Origin of the sequence: Synechocystis salina LEGE 00031 (assembly GCF_015207985.1) — a bacterium.
Classification (GTDB): domain Bacteria; phylum Cyanobacteriota; class Cyanobacteriia; order Cyanobacteriales; family Microcystaceae; genus Synechocystis; species Synechocystis salina.
In genome coordinates this window covers 1-14,402 of record NZ_JADEVV010000027.1, presented here as the reverse complement: position 1 = coordinate 14,402, position 14,402 = coordinate 1, and the positions used below count along the sequence as shown (strand labels likewise).

General features: G+C 47.0%; 14 protein-coding genes. 10 read left to right on the top strand and 4 right to left on the bottom strand.

Annotated features, from left to right (window positions below; all coding sequences use genetic code 11):
- The first annotated feature begins 82 nt into the window (after positions 1–82).
- From IQ217_RS10605 to IQ217_RS10570, 8 genes are all read left to right on the top strand, one after another.
- Positions 83–757: a GNAT family N-acetyltransferase gene (locus IQ217_RS10605; RefSeq protein ID WP_199309564.1), complete on the top strand. Its 675-nt coding sequence runs from the start codon at positions 83–85 to the stop codon at positions 755–757.
- Positions 758–771: 14 nt separating this feature from the next.
- The gene (locus IQ217_RS10600) at positions 772–1,467 is read left to right on the top strand and encodes an SDR family NAD(P)-dependent oxidoreductase (protein WP_194019913.1); all 696 of its coding nucleotides are present in this window, start codon (positions 772–774) and stop codon (positions 1,465–1,467) included.
- Positions 1,468–1,597: 130 nt separating this feature from the next.
- Positions 1,598–2,596 carry an ATP-binding cassette domain-containing protein gene (locus tag IQ217_RS10595; protein WP_194019945.1) on the top strand — a complete coding sequence of 333 codons (999 nt, stop codon included), beginning with the start codon at positions 1,598–1,600 and terminating at the stop codon, positions 2,594–2,596.
- 321 nt (positions 2,597–2,917) lie between these two features.
- A complete protein-coding gene (locus tag IQ217_RS10590; RefSeq protein WP_194019912.1) occupies positions 2,918–4,675 on the top strand; it encodes a hypothetical protein in 1,758 nt (585 codons plus the stop codon).
- 51 nt (positions 4,676–4,726) lie between these two features.
- Positions 4,727–5,461, top strand: a complete 735-nt coding sequence (locus tag IQ217_RS10585) for a class I SAM-dependent methyltransferase (protein WP_194019911.1) — start codon at positions 4,727–4,729, stop codon at positions 5,459–5,461.
- A 336-nt stretch (positions 5,462–5,797) separates the two neighbouring features.
- The gene (locus tag IQ217_RS10580; protein WP_194019910.1) at positions 5,798–7,528 is read left to right on the top strand and encodes a mechanosensitive ion channel family protein; all 1,731 of its coding nucleotides are present in this window, start codon (positions 5,798–5,800) and stop codon (positions 7,526–7,528) included.
- 62 nt (positions 7,529–7,590) lie between these two features.
- Complete coding sequence (locus IQ217_RS10575) at positions 7,591–8,514, top strand: mechanosensitive ion channel family protein (protein WP_190596777.1); 924 nt, start codon at positions 7,591–7,593, stop codon at positions 8,512–8,514.
- Between the two features lie 94 nt (positions 8,515–8,608).
- The gene (locus IQ217_RS10570; protein ID WP_194019909.1) at positions 8,609–9,100 is read left to right on the top strand and encodes a hypothetical protein; all 492 of its coding nucleotides are present in this window, start codon (positions 8,609–8,611) and stop codon (positions 9,098–9,100) included.
- A gap of 1 nt (position 9,101) precedes the next feature.
- Here IQ217_RS10570 and IQ217_RS10565 read toward each other — a convergent pair whose 3' ends face one another.
- Positions 9,102–9,263, bottom strand: a complete 162-nt coding sequence (locus tag IQ217_RS10565; protein ID WP_194019908.1) for a hypothetical protein — start codon at positions 9,261–9,263, stop codon at positions 9,102–9,104.
- 169 nt (positions 9,264–9,432) lie between these two features.
- Entirely contained in the window at positions 9,433–11,094 is a 1,662-nt protein-coding gene (locus IQ217_RS10560) for a purple acid phosphatase family protein (protein ID WP_228024026.1), read from the bottom strand.
- Positions 11,095–11,178: 84 nt separating this feature from the next.
- Between IQ217_RS10560 and IQ217_RS10555 the strand changes: the two genes are divergently transcribed.
- Positions 11,179–11,946, top strand: a complete 768-nt coding sequence (locus IQ217_RS10555) for a WecB/TagA/CpsF family glycosyltransferase (RefSeq protein WP_228024025.1) — start codon at positions 11,179–11,181, stop codon at positions 11,944–11,946.
- Between the two features lie 38 nt (positions 11,947–11,984).
- Here the strand turns inward: IQ217_RS10555 and tsaB are convergent, their stop codons facing one another.
- A complete protein-coding gene (tsaB, locus tag IQ217_RS10550; RefSeq protein WP_194019906.1) occupies positions 11,985–12,644 on the bottom strand; it encodes a tRNA (adenosine(37)-N6)-threonylcarbamoyltransferase complex dimerization subunit type 1 TsaB in 660 nt (219 codons plus the stop codon).
- 225 nt (positions 12,645–12,869) lie between these two features.
- On the opposite strand from tsaB, the gene IQ217_RS10545 reads away from it, so the two are divergent.
- The gene (locus IQ217_RS10545; protein WP_190597227.1) at positions 12,870–13,571 is read left to right on the top strand and encodes an SGNH/GDSL hydrolase family protein; all 702 of its coding nucleotides are present in this window, start codon (positions 12,870–12,872) and stop codon (positions 13,569–13,571) included.
- Between the two features lie 16 nt (positions 13,572–13,587).
- On the opposite strand, the gene IQ217_RS10540 is transcribed toward IQ217_RS10545, so the two are convergent.
- A complete protein-coding gene (locus tag IQ217_RS10540) occupies positions 13,588–14,214 on the bottom strand; it encodes a DnaJ domain-containing protein (protein WP_194019905.1) in 627 nt (208 codons plus the stop codon).
- Between the last annotated feature and the right edge of the window lie 188 nt (positions 14,215–14,402).

Genomic DNA, 14,402 nt, shown 5'->3' with positions numbered 1-14,402 from the left:
TTGACAAAGAAAGGGGCTTCTTTTATTTTTGAGATACATACAGATTGTATCTTTTATGGGGAGTTTTCCCAAAGGAGCTGTGATGTCAACTACGCTAAATACCCGCCAAGCAACCACTGCGGATATTCCATTTCTCGCCAGGATTGAGTACGAGGCTTCCCTGCCGCCGTTAAACCATTGCTTTTGGGAAGATTTATTGGAAGGTACCGGTACCACAGCCTTGGAGTTTATTGAGGCAGAACTAAAGGCTGATGCTTGCAATTGGGGTAATGTGCCGGATTTTCTGATTTTGGAAGCTGAGGGCAAACCTGTTGCTGCCGCCGCTGGCTATGTGCCTGGGACAGAGGACTATTGTCCATTACGCCTATCCCAGCTAGAGGCGATCGCCAAGGAGTTGAACTGGACGAAGGAAAATTTGGCAGCTTTTCGTGGGCAGTATCTGGGGCTTTGGGGCGGAAATTTACGACCGTTTTTTCTCACCCCCCAGGCAACCTGGATTATTGAAAATGTGGCCGTATTACCGGAGGCCCGGGGCCAGGGTTTGGGCAAAGCGTTACTGAGGGCTTTACTGGAAAAAGGGCGATCGCAAGGCCATGAATTTGCTGGCATTATGGTGATCAATGGCAATGACAGGGCCCGTCATACCTATGAATCCGTGGGATTTAAGCCCTATCAAACCTTTTACCAGGATTATTTTTCGGAGCAATTCAAAATTGATTTTCCGGGCGTTACCAAGTTTGGTCTGCGTCTCAACTAGCAAAGAGAGCCACCATGTCTTTGAAAACAGTTCTAGTGGCAGGTGCTAGTCGGGGTATTGGACTGGCGGTGGCAGAGCACTTTGTTGGTCAGTGCGATCGCCTGTGGGCGGTGTCCCGTACGGCGGCTCCGGTGGGTGAATGGGTGCAGGCGGATCTGTCTAACTTGGCAGGGATAGGAACGGTGGTGGAGGCCATTGGCAATGACTCCTTGGATGGCTTGCTATACATGGGGGGGACTTGGGAAACCCATGCCTTTACTTCCCAGTACCGTTTTGAAACCTGTGCCGATGAAGATCTTGTCCGGGTGATTACCGTTAATTTGCTGGCTCCGATGCGCTTGGTGAAGGCGTTACTGCCGGCCCTACGGCGATCAGATAATCCCAAGATTATTTTTATGGGGTCCCTCTCCGGTCGGGATAATTACCCCGGGAGGGAAGTGGCCAATAGTGCATCTAAATTTGGACTGCGGGGGGTGGTGCATTCCCTCAGGGAAGAATTGAGATCAGAGCAAATTGGCGTCACTGTGATTAATCCCGGCAATGTTGGCACCCCTGAAGTAATGGCAGATCTAGCGGCGGATAATTTGGTCGGGGGCGCAGCAATACCCTTGAGCGATCTGCTGTGCATTATTGAGTGTGTCCTTTCCCTATCCCGATCCACCTGCATTAAAGAAATTGATGTACCCGCAATGTTGGGGGATGGCGCTTGATGGCGCTGGAAAAATGGCGGATCTCAAGCAAATTCCCGCAAATATCATAGATAGGGGGTAAAACTGGCCGGCTTTAACCATTGGTAATGTGTGGTTAGTTTATGATCGGTTCACCCAGATTTTTTTGACTGTGACCCCCATGGAATTAACCCCCGACACCAAAGCCGCTGTGGTTACCCAAGGCTTGACTAAACGTTTCGATCGCCAGGGGGCGGTGACCAATGTGGATTTAACCATTGCGGAGGGGTCGGTGTATGGTCTGATTGGCCCCAACGGTGCCGGCAAAACGACCCTAATCCGTATGTTGGCCACGGCGGAGGAACCCACCAGGGGAGAAATTTATCTGTTTGGCGATCGCCTAGTGGCCGGGGCAGACAATTTACGCATCAAACAATACTTGGGCTATTTACCGGACGATTATCCCCTCTATGAAGACTTGAATGTTTGGGATTATCTGGATTACTTTGCCCGGTTATACCATCTGAAAAATCCCAGCCGTCGCCACCGTATCCAGGAAGTGTTGGAGTTGGTGCAACTAACCAGTAAGCGCCACAGCCGCATTAACAGTCTTTCCCGGGGAATGAAACAACGGTTAAGTTTGGCCCGCACCATTATCCATGAGCCCATTTTACTCCTGCTAGATGAGCCGGTTTCTGGGCTAGACCCCCTGGCTCGGCAACAATTTCGTGACATTATCCGGGTGTTGCAGGCCGCTGGCATGACCATTCTGATTTCCTCCCATGTGCTCAGTGATCTGGCGGAACTCTGCACGGCGATCGGCGTAATGGAGTTGGGTTGTTTGGTAGAAAGCACCACCTTGGCAGACTTGTATAATCGCCTGGGGCAACGCACCATCACCATCACCCTCTTGGGGGGAGTGGAGCAATTGCCGGATTGCCTGAAGGATCAACCCGGTGTGGAGGATTGGCAGATAAACTATGACCAGGGGGATCAGCAGAATTCCGCCCCAGGGGTCCATTGCTCGGTGATTTTTTCTGGTTCCCCCGCAGACAGCGCCAACCTGCTCAGAAATTTGATCTATGCTGGTTGTCAAGTAAGTCAATTCCATTGTCAACAGGAGGATTTAGAAAGTATTTTCCTCAAACTAGGCCATCAACAGGTTTCTTGACAGTGACAATGACCCTTCCGCCCTGGCTAGTGCCGATGATGTAGCGATTCTCCGCTCAAAACACCGTTAATTTATCCTTTACTAATTTGTTTTCTGTCTAGTTTACTTACCCTCCAATTTAATATTTAATCTGCAATTTATTTGACAGTGAACAGCGTTCTCCCACTGGCATTGTTTCCCTAATAGGGAGCTAACTGAAATCCGCAACCCCTAATCTGATCGGTACTTTGCTAAACGAAACTGGGGGATGAATTAGGATTTAATCAGCGACCAATTGACTTTATTTCTTGCTTTTCCCTGCCCCACTTCGCAGTCACCGCCATGAGCAATTTTTTCTCTGTCTATGCCGATCGCCTGGGAGACTGGCATCCCCAACTGTACCGGGAACTCAAAAGCCGTTTCACCGCCCCTAAAGTGCGTTGGTTATTGTTAGTTAGTGTAATTTTCCAGAGCGTGGTGCTATTTTTTCGAGCCGGAGAAATCCCCGTACTGGATCCGCTTAAACCCGCTGGGGAGCAATTTAGTCGCTACTGCCTGGGCATCCCACCGGACTGGGAATATAACCGCGGCATTTTTGTTTGCACCCAGGATCTATTGGGGCAGTTACCGGTCAATTGGCGGCTGTGGTGGCTGGATGGCTTCACTTTTTTGAGCTTGGCCGGGCTGGCTTTATTGCTGGTGGTGGGGGTTTATTTACTAGTAGCGGATCTACAAAAGGAATGCCAACGGGGCACGTTAAATTTTATTCGCCTTAGTCCCCAGGGCGAGGGCAGTTTTATTTGGGGCAAAATCCTGGGGGTGCCTAGCTTGTTGTATGGATTTTTGCTCACCCTTTTGCCTCTCCACATCATTGCGGCTGGAGGAGCGGGCATTTCCTTGCTTCTACTGGCAGGTTACTACGCTGTGGTGCTAGCGGGGGCCAGTTTCTTTTTCCACATTGCCCTCTGGATTGGTTTAAGTAGTAATGCAAAAAGTTATTCCCTTTCTAAAAGTGCGGCGATCGCCGGTTTATGTGCGGTGGGGACGCTGATTGGCACGATTCTAATCATGCAAGATAACGATTGGGAGCCATTTTTCCTCTCTTGGTTATCTCTGTTTTACCCCGGTAAAGCTCTCATTTATTTAGTCCGCTCCACCTTTTTATCCATACCCACCGTCGGTTACCTCGGCCCCAATGAACTAGACCAATTGCGCTGGTATGGTTGGGATTTATTTCGGTCGGCTCCCCTGGGCATGGGATTTATGGTGGCCAATTTTGCAGTGGGAACCTATTGGATTACCCAAGTATTACGTCGTCGCTTCCGTCGTCCCTTTAGTACTGCGTGGAGCAAGGTTCAAAGCATGGGGGTGACTCTGTCCGTGGTGGCGATCGCCAACGGTTTTTTACTCCAGAGCTATACCCAAGGTGACTATCTAGATTTTCTACTGTTGAACCTGGGTAGCTGGCAACTGACCCTTTGTTGCTTCTTTTTGGGGTTGACCCTGGCTCTGTGCCCCCAAATTAATTATTTACGGGATTGGAGTCGCTATCGCCACGAGGCCCCCCGGCAGCATCGCACTTGGAGCTGGCAAAATCTGGTATCCGACCATAGTCCTCCCCAAGGGGCGATCGCCATTAATCTTTGCTTCACCGCCCTTTTAACCTTACCCATGGTTTTATTGTTACCCTGGCTAGCGCCGGCACCGGCAGGGGTGACCATTCCTCTCGGAAGCATAGTGGTGGCCTTGGCCATGGGTCTGTTGTGGAATTTTACCTTCGCTACCCTAATCCAGTGGAGTCTGCTGCAGATGAGCTTCCCCCGTCTACTGGTGTTGATTTTATCGGTGGTGGTGATGGTGGTAATCCCCTTGGCGATCGCCATTGGCGCGGGCATTAAGGAAAGCGTCGTTATGTGGTTTAGCCCCCTGCCGTCCATTGCCCTGGTGGAGGGAATTAACTTTCAAACGCCCCTCTTTTTTCTCACAGTTCTCAGCCAAACAGTGGTAATTGTGGCCAGCACCTGGCAATTTAATTGCTACGTCCAACGTCTCGGGCGATCGGAAAGCCAGCAATATCTTGCCCCGGTTCAGCCGGAGTGAGAAAGGGCAAAAATCCATAGTCAATCAACTACAACGCTACCTGCCATCACCATGACCACACCCCTGGGGAAAAAATCAACCATTGCAGACATCCGCTCCCGTTTTGACAAAGATGTTGCGCGTTTTTCTTCCCTCGAAACCGGCCAGGCGACAACCATTGACGCTCCCCTCGCCATGGCCCTAATCACCAAGGCGGCCATTTCCTGTACTAAAAATATCCGCTATGTACTGGATATTGGCTGTGGTGCTGGCAACAACACAATTCGACTGCGTCAATCCGCCAATCATGATTTCAATGTTGATCTACTTGATTTAAGCGCACCCATGCTGATGAAGGCGGCGGAACGTGTCCAACAATTAAACGGAGGTGCACTGCGTACCATACAGGGGGATTTTCGCTCAGTAAGCCTGCCAAACTCGACCTATGATGTGATTATTGCAGCGGCAGTGTTGCACCATTTACGGGATGACGAAGACTGGTTACAGGCTTTTCAGAAAATTTATGATTTGCTTGCCCCCGGTGGTAGCGTGTGGATTACCGATTTAGTCTTCCACGAGCACCCAGCCGTCCAAGCAATGATGTGGGATCGATACGGTGATTATTTGGTCTCCCTTGGTGATGCGGAGTATCGGGACAAGGTGTTCAGCTACATTGACCGTGAAGATTCTCCCCGGCCTGTCACCTACCAACTTGATTTACTCCGTTCCGTTGGCTTTGACACGGTGGATCTTCTCCATAAAAACTCTTGCTTTGCTGCATTTGGGGCGGTGAAGCGTAGAGAATAAAGTGTTAAAACCAAGGATAAAATTTGATACTTTTCTTCGTTAACTTTAGTTAGCTAGAATTTATTAAACTCCGTCTTGATTAATTCAAGAACGTCTAGAAAAATATACCCGTTGACCTGGGCTCTATGGTATGGGGAAGGGAAAAACTTTGGTCAACAAGAACATCATTAAACAATACTGTCCCACACTGAAACTAACCTTCCACCAGCGGGACTAGAATTAACCAAAATTAAAACTCTGATCAGCCATATTCTCTGCCAAAATTGATCCCAGGGGAAATGAAATTTATGGAAAATGTCATACACTAATTCCCTTAATAATTCCCGAAGAAAAAATATGTTGTTCTATCACAGGATAAAGAACTGGTTGCGCAACGGTTTAATTATTTTTCTGCTTAACCTAGTTACACTGGTGGCGACGGCCTACTTGGTTTATCCCCAAACTGTTAAGCCGACAGCCAATGAACCGAAAGGGGCGCCGGTGATTTTAGGGGACGAAACACTATTTTATATTCAAGCGAGAATTGCCTCTTTCTCCCCAGAATTCCGGGCCCAGGTAGTTTCTAATCGAATAGTTAGTCTGGCTAAAAATACTGAAGTTAGCCTGAATACACTCAAAATTGTCGACAATGAAGCGGCGGCAACGGCGGATATTCGGGCGGGGGATGAAACCCTAGTGACGATCGCCGATGTGGATGCGGTGGCGGCGGGACAATCTCGTAAAGAGCTTGCTAACGAATATTTACAGGTCATCAAACAATCAATTACTGATTTTAGGTCCTCCTATAGCATCCATAGTTTAGTGCGGGGAGTAATTTACACACTAATTGCCACAATTATCCTAACTATCAGCTTAATTAGTATCACTAAATCAGTCCCAGTTATTTATCGCCAATTGAGGCGTTGGCGGGGCACCCGGATTCCGGCGTTAAGGCTGTTTGACACCCAAATTTTATCTGCCCATCGGGTAATTGATCTGATTTCAGAGATCATTAAAGTTGTCCGACTTGCCCTTTTACTTGGAGTTTTCTATCTCTACATTAATCTGGTTTTAAGTTTTTTTCCCTGGACAAAGGGACTAGCTCGGATTTTATTTGAATATGTCCGCACGGCGATTAGCACTCTGGTAGCAGGATTACTTGCTTATTTTCCCAACCTATTTTTTCTCGTGATCATTTGGCTATTCACATCTTATTTTCTTAAAGTAATTCGCTTTTTATTCGCTGAAATCGAGCAAGACAATATCAAGTTTCAAGGATTTTATCGAGAATGGGCTCAACCCACCTATAAGCTGGTGCAATTTCTCGTCTTAGCCTTTGCGGCTACAGTAGCATTCCCTTACTTACCGGGTTCTAAAACCCCTGCTTTCCAGGGAATTTCTATCTTTTTAGGGTTGCTAATTTCCCTCGGTTCTTCATCGGTAATTGCCAATATTTTTGCTGGTATTATGTTGACCTACACCAGGGCATTTTCCGTCGGTGATCGAGTTAAAATCACCGATACCATTGGGGATGTGGTGGAAAAAACATTGTTTGTTACTCGTATTCGTACCATTAAAAATGTGGTGATTACCATTCCCAACTCGGCCGTTTTAGGTAGCCATGTCATTAACTATAGCGCCGCCGCCAGTGATCCGGGAGCACCACCCTTAATTCTGCACACCACCATCACCCTGGGCTATGATGTGCCCTGGCGTAAAGTCCATGCCGTACTGATCGAAGCGGCTCTAGTAACAGATCAAATTCTCGAAGACCCTGCACCGTTTGTGTTGCAAACTAGTCTGGATGATTTTTACATCGCCTATGAGTTAAATGCCTATACCCATAATCCAGGCATCATGGCAAAAATTTATTCAGAACTTCATCAAAATCTTCAAGATAAGTGCAACGAAGCCGATATTGAAATTCTTTCGCCCCATTACCGCGCTGTGCGGGACGGTAACCAGACCACCATTCCTGCTGATTATCTACCGTCGGATTATGAAGCACCCGCATTTAAAGTTTCATCCCTCAATGCTCCATCGACAAAGGATAATGGAGTAAATACATCAGAATCTGACCAGACCTAGGGCGACGCATTTTATCTCAGGCAACAGTCGACAAAGCAAAATTATGCATTAGACATTAACCTATGGAAAAGTTAGTCAATATAATTCAAAGCTGGCTCAGTGATCCCAACGTCGTCAAGTTAATTGAAGTTGCCATTGGTATTTTAATTGTCTCCATTGTTTTTAAGATGGCGGCCCGGGGCTTATCCAGTCAAGTTCAAGATGGAGATTTACGTTACCGTATCCGCAAAATTCTGGCTTTTATTAGTTATGGATTTATTGCCCTCCTGATTTTGACAATTTTTAATGAAAACCTCAGACAGTTAACCGTTATTTTTGGTGTGGTGGGCGCAGGGATTGCCTTTGCCCTACAGGAAGTGATTGCCAGTTTTGCTGGTTGGACGGCTATTTCCTTTGGAGAATTTTACAAGATCGGCGATCGGGTTCAGTTAGGGGGCATTATGGGGGATGTGATTGATATTAATCCTCTAAGAACGACACTGATGGAATGTGGCGATTGGGTAAAAGCGGACCTCTACAACGGGCGCATTGTCAGAATTGCCAATAGTTTTGTCTTTAAGGAACCAGTTTTTAATTATTCGGGGGATTTCCCTTTTATTTGGGATGAAATTATTGTTCCGGTAAGGCATGGTGGCGATCATCGACTGGCCAGAAGCATTTTGCAACGGGTCGTTGAAGAAGTGACCGGCTGCTACGTTGAACCAGCTAAAGCTGAATGGAGTCGCATGATCCATAAATACTTGATTGAAAATGCCCAAATTGAGCCATTTGTGACTTTGATTGCCAACGATAATTGGTTAGAGTTTACCGTCAGATACGTCGTGGATTATAAAAAACGTCGGGCAACGAAGGATCGTCTTTTCACTCGGATTTTAGAAGAGATTGAAAGTACTGATCGACGGGTTGAGTTGGCATCCACAACGGTGGAACTTGTCTCCGCCTCCGGTTTACATGTAAGCCTGAAGTCAGGTAATGGATCCAATTAGGCGATCGTAAAACACCCTTTATTTATCCCCATGGAGTTGTTAATTAAGATCAAAAATTTACTGACAATAGCTATTGACAAACTACAGATCTACGATGAAAACACTATCGGTCGAACAACAAATTGCCAATCTTCGTCCAGCCCTGGGAATAGCGGGCCAGATCAATCGGTGGTTCTTGGGGGCAGCCGTTTTGGGGGCGATCGCCTCACTCTTATTTTGGAATCCATTACCTCTGACATTTTCACTTTTTTTTGTCATTGTCGGATTTTCCAGAAGAAAGCTGGGTCCCAATCTGATTGCGGCCATATCTGCTTTTGATAAGGAAGCTCCTTCATGGGGAGAGGTTTCCATTACCATTACTCGTTGGAATGCCGATAATCGTTACCACGGAATTGTGCGGGAAACGGGTTATCCCAATTGGAAATATCAATTTATCCCCCAGGGTTGGCGACCAGTACCGGGTACTTACCCTGCCAAGATATGGCGCACTGGTATTGATGGCAGACCCATTCTTACCGTTGTCCAAGAAGGAATTATTATTCCCACTGGTGATGCTAGGGTCGAGTCGGACTCCATTGAAAATTAACCTAGAATTGACAGAGCAACATATTGGTGGTGCAAAAATAATCAGGAAATTGATTAAGCGCTAGGCGATCGCCTCGGTTGGAATTAATTACTGTCAGTTGGCGATTGGTCGGTGCATTGCCTAGAGACAAATATAATTTTTCAGCAAAGGAGCTAGACGACATACAAATAAACCACTACTTCAAACTAATGGCCCAATACAACCAATGGATCAAGAAATTCTACATTGGTCCCAGAACTTGTCTTCCCCATGTTTAGAAGCTCCTTTTAAATACACAAAGATTTCAGTAAAATTGATTGTAATGTAAGAAAATCAAACAGGATGTGTTGGATTTATCTTAGTTGAAATTGGTCAAATAAAACCACATTGTTATTATCTTCATTGCTGTCAAAATAATAGCTTTTGATCACTGCGTTATTGTCACCAGTTTCCAGTACACTAAAGACAGTGATTTTATTACTAGCAATGTATGGTAATAGTTTTCCTTGGGAATCAAGCAAAGGGGCAATGGTGGGAATAATTGGCGACAAACCATTGGGATTACCGACGAGGAAATCATTGCTGGAATCAATAAAATCTGGCAGGGAACGGGGATTATCAGCTAAATGAGCGCCATAACTATTGCCAACATTAGAAGTTTCCAAAAAGTGCATCCCCCCAGGACTGACAAAACGATTCCAGAGATGGGAATGGCCATAAAAAATTAGTTGAACTCCGGCACTTTCCAGCAGGGGAATTAAGTGTTTAATAATCTGATCTTCTCCTTTGGGATAATGGTAACGGCGGTGCACCATGGTGCCATCGGGGGCATATTCTTCGTAGGCTTGGGGGTCAGTGTAGGGTGGAGTAACATTACCCCCCAAACTGTGGGGAGGATGGTGGAACATGACAATTTTGTACTGAGCTTGCTGAAAAGCTTCCCCAGCCAATTCCTGCTGTAGCCATTCATACTGCCTACTACCAGGGGTAATGGGCTCAAAAATATGCTGACCATGGCCCCAATTTTCTGGTTCATCCAACTGTTGACTGCTTTCCTGGTAGCGCCCTGCGGTACTGGCATTCTCTTGTGGAGAGCGCCAAACATTGGTTACCATTAAAGAAATCAGACGAATATGACCAAAGGTGACAGCGTAGTACTGTTTTTGCGGCGCTGGGCTGGGGGGAAGGGAAAAAATTTCCCCATAGGTGCGGAAGTTAAAGGAATTGTCTTCAATCCATTGGGTGTCTTGGTCTGGATCATATTCCTGTTCAGCAAAATCCTGCCGCTCAAAGTATTCTTCTTCGGCGATCGCTTGGGGTCGAGCGTCCTTAAACTGTAAATGCAACGCCTTGCCGGGGGAATAGCGGCCCATTACTTCATGGTTACCAATGCAGGGAAAGAGAGGAGTGGATTGCAACACCGGTGCTCCCTGATAGATTTTGCCCCCCAGGGTCACCGAAGCCCGGCCCTGCAGCACGGGAAAAAATGATCTGCCCCGGCGGTCATCAAACCATTCCGAAGCCCGATCCGGCACATTGACCATATCTCCGGCGTGGAACACTGCATCAAAGCCACCATAAACGGCGATCGCCTGTTGGATATTGGCCGCCACCATGGGCATTAACTGATGGTCGGAGGTGAGCAAAATTTTTAAGGGCTGATCCGCAGGGGGACTGGGTTGCAGGGAAAAAATATCGCTCTGGTGTATGTGTTGGCGATCGGCACTAAAAACTTGATAGGGTAAATGCTCTCCGGGCTTCAAACCAGCAATTACGGCTTGGTGTCGCCAAATAGCCCGGGGGGAAAGCTTGTCATAGGTTTTGAAGGTGTAGGACCACTCATCTTCCCTAGTGCGGGTCAACTGTCGAGTGGAAGCCTCGGTGCGATGTTCCAGGTCTTTGCCCCACTGCACCCAATGGTTGTCCCCGGCAAATTCGGTGAACCAAACGACTTCAACGCTATCGGGGGTGGGAAGTTGTAAAAAAGGATCACTCAACATAACCAGCAAATGCATCAATAACAAACTAGTAATAATCATCCCCCGGCCTCGGTTTTATGGTTCCGACAATGGCAAAATTAAACCACTCAGATATCCACCTTGGCTTTTGCTGTGACCATTTCCCGCACCATTATCAGCACTAGAATTGACTGCACAGACTATGGACAAGCCACAACTACCATCATTAATTTAGCTAAAGCGGCGATCGCCAGTTATGTGGTGGCGGCCAATGTCCATGTGGTAATGAGCGCCTATGGCAATAAAAGTTATCAAGAAATTATTGATCAAGCTGTGTTAGTTACCCCCGATGGTATGCCATTGGTGTGGGGATTAAAATTGCTCGGTTACCCACAGGCCACTAGGGTTTATGGCCCGGATTTGATGCTAACAATTTGTCAGCAGGCCGCGGCGGAAAACCTTGGTATTTACCTCTACGGCGGTACCGAAGCTTGTTTAACTCAACTCAAAATTAATCTAATTAAACGTTTTCCCACACTTAATGTCGTCGGTGCTGATTCTCCTCCTTTTCGTCCTCTGGAACCGCAGGAGAAAGAAATGGCCCTAGCAAAAATTAAGCGGTCGGGAGCCCATATTCTCTTTGTTGGTCTAGGCTGTCCCAAGCAGGAAATCTGGATGGCGGATCATTACCAAAAACTAAATCTGGTCATGGTGGGGGTAGGAGCTGCTTTTAATTTCCACAGTGGTTTGGTGTCCCAAGCTCCCCGCTGGTTAATGGCCCTGGGATTGGAATGGTTCTATCGTTTACTCATGGAACCGAAACGATTATGGCGCAGATATTTAATTAACAACCCCGCTTTTATTGTTCTATTTACTTGGCAATGGTTCACTAAGAAAAAAACCTTATAAACTATTTTGCTCCTAATGTTTGAGCAGGAAAAAACAGACTAATTCGTCACGGGGTCGGTGGGGCTCATGCCATAAAAAGGTTGGGCCGCTGACCAATGGGGTCGATCGCCAAGGAGCCAATGTTGCCAAGCAAGGGTGAGCAGTTGGGGGGCGGTGATGCCAAGCTGGGGCGGAGTGCCATAGACTCGTTCCACCTGTTTATCGGCCATGAATTGTTGCCAATCGTCGGGTAACCAAAGGCGATCGTCGCTTAGGGTAACTAGTTTTTCCCCGATAACTTGATAGACTGCCCCGTAAAGATAACCCCTGGTTGCGGGCATGGTGACAGCCAATAACTCGCCATCGTCACAGGTTTTGATCAAAGATTGAGCAAAACAAGCCAGGGTAGAAATGGCAAATAGGGGAATTTGTAATTGCTGGGCTAGGGTGCGGGCAGTGACCATACCAATGCGGACGCTGGTAAAGCTACCGGGGCCTTGGGCTACGGCCAGATAGTCCAATTCTGGCCATTGCTGGCTCGGCAAAAAATCCCCTAAACAATTGTGTAATTGATTGAGTAATTCCCGATCCAATGACCAAGTTTGCTGGGCTACCGGATTTTTTCCCCGTTGTAGAGCTAAACCTAGTTGGCCGGTGGCGGTGTGGAGGGCCAGACCTAAATTGTGATCGGTCAGGGAAAGGGGAGGAGGTACGGTCATTACCAATAGATTTAAGTATCGTTGCTTACTGCAACCTTTAGTTTATCGGGGATAGGATAGGGGCAAATGCATAGCTGTTATCTAATTTTCTGCCCCAGTGTGGCGATCGCCGGGGAGCAAACGTGTATAAATGCTTACGTCAACCTGTAAAATCTCAGTTAAGATCTCGTTACAATCCATCCCATTGGTTTTGACTTTATCCGCCCGACCCTAGGACATCATCCCATGCAAACGATTTCCCCTGCGTCGACCCTTACCCAGACTCCCCGTTTTGACCATCCCCTGAAAGTCTTGGCCATGGGGGACAGCCTTGTTTATGGTTACGGAGATCCCATCGGTGGCGGTTGGGCAGAACGGCTACGGAGATTTTGGATGGAAGAAAATGGCCCCGTACTTTATAACCTCGGTATCCGTGGCGATCGGGTAGCCCAAGTCAGTGAAAGGTTGGAGCAAGAATTTCGTTTACGGGGAGAAATCCGCAATAAAGTCCCTGACCTGCTCATTCTCTCTGTGGGAGTGAACGACTCCCCACGGTTGGGTCGGCCCGATGGACGTTGTTTCACCGATGAAATTCTCTTTCAAAAACAGGTGGAGCAACTGTTGGACAGTGCCCATCAACTCTGTCCGGTGCTTTTTATTGGTATGGTGCCGGTCAACGAAGCTCGAATGCCTTTCCTCGACTGTTTTTATTTCAACCACTCTGATCAACGCCGTTTCAAAACCATCACCCAACAAGCCTGTGGCGATCGCCAAATTCCCTACCTAGATATTTTTGAAATCTGGCAACAACGGGGCCAAGAATGGATTAACGACCATCTCATGGCCGACGGACTCCACCCAAACGTAGCGGGTTACAAAGCCTTATTGGATGACATTCACCACTGGCAACCCCTCAAGGAACTAACCAGTAAGGTATCTCAACCCTAGTTGTCGGTTTATTTTACTAAAGTTGTTTCTTTGGATTAGTGCGACAAAATTGTTCGTAGGCCCAGTTGATTTTTTGCATGGCAATAGGTGAGTTCTTATACTCCCGCCCGTCATAGTTTTGGTCGGGATGGTACTGCTTTGCCAGTCTGTAATAGGCCGCTTTGACTATTTTCGGGTCATCGTGGGGTGAAACGCCTAGAACTTCCCACCAATTTAAGGTGAAACTGAATTTTTGATTATCCGATAATGTTTGATCCACCGAATGCAACTGCCAAACTTTCAGGAATCCGGAATGACTAGAAGTAACTAAAACCTCGCCATTGGGACTAAATTGTAACGGAAAACAGCCCGGTAAAGTCTCTAAACATTGCCAAGTTTGCCATTGCCATAGTTTTACTTCTTCATTTGTGGCCGTGGCAATTATTTTACTAACTGGATTAATGCTCATGCCCAACAAATTGGTTTGCTTAGTCTGAAAAGATTGCCAACAAGCTTTTTCTGCCAAGTTCCAAATTTTTATCTCCCCTGCCCTGCTAGCGCTAACTAAAAATTTACCTTCTTCTATAACAATTAAATCAACCACATCTTGGTCATGGTTGCCTAGGACAGAATGATATTGACCATTATTAATTTCCCAAATCAAAATAGAGCCATTTTCATACCCGACAAAAAGCTGTTGATTGTCTGCACCAAAGGTAATGGCCCTGATTGACTGACAAAAGAAGTGAAAAGCAGTCTAGGTGGGGATTGTAGAAAAGAGGGGAGGTCACGTTCTAGGATTAGATACCACTCAAAACCTGGAACGCGATGCATAATCACTCCCCCCTCTAC

Excerpts from the sequence above, each read along its gene's own strand:
- IQ217_RS10605 (WP_199309564.1), top strand. The coding sequence starts at position 83 with ATGTCAACTACGCTAAATACCCGCCAAGCAACCACTGCGGATATTCCA.
- IQ217_RS10600 (WP_194019913.1), top strand. The coding sequence starts at position 772 with ATGTCTTTGAAAACAGTTCTAGTGGCAGGTGCTAGTCGGGGTATTGGA.
- IQ217_RS10590 (WP_194019912.1), top strand. The coding sequence starts at position 2,918 with ATGAGCAATTTTTTCTCTGTCTATGCCGATCGCCTGGGAGACTGGCAT.
- IQ217_RS10585 (WP_194019911.1), top strand. The coding sequence starts at position 4,727 with ATGACCACACCCCTGGGGAAAAAATCAACCATTGCAGACATCCGCTCC.
- IQ217_RS10580 (WP_194019910.1), top strand. The coding sequence starts at position 5,798 with ATGTTGTTCTATCACAGGATAAAGAACTGGTTGCGCAACGGTTTAATT.
- IQ217_RS10575 (WP_190596777.1), top strand. The coding sequence starts at position 7,591 with ATGGAAAAGTTAGTCAATATAATTCAAAGCTGGCTCAGTGATCCCAAC.
- IQ217_RS10570 (WP_194019909.1), top strand. The coding sequence starts at position 8,609 with ATGAAAACACTATCGGTCGAACAACAAATTGCCAATCTTCGTCCAGCC.
- IQ217_RS10565 (WP_194019908.1), bottom strand. The coding sequence starts at position 9,263 with ATGTCGTCTAGCTCCTTTGCTGAAAAATTATATTTGTCTCTAGGCAAT.
- IQ217_RS10560 (WP_228024026.1), bottom strand. The coding sequence starts at position 11,094 with ATGCATTTGCTGGTTATGTTGAGTGATCCTTTTTTACAACTTCCCACC.
- tsaB (WP_194019906.1), bottom strand. The coding sequence starts at position 12,644 with ATGACCGTACCTCCTCCCCTTTCCCTGACCGATCACAATTTAGGTCTG.
- IQ217_RS10545 (WP_190597227.1), top strand. The coding sequence starts at position 12,870 with ATGCAAACGATTTCCCCTGCGTCGACCCTTACCCAGACTCCCCGTTTT.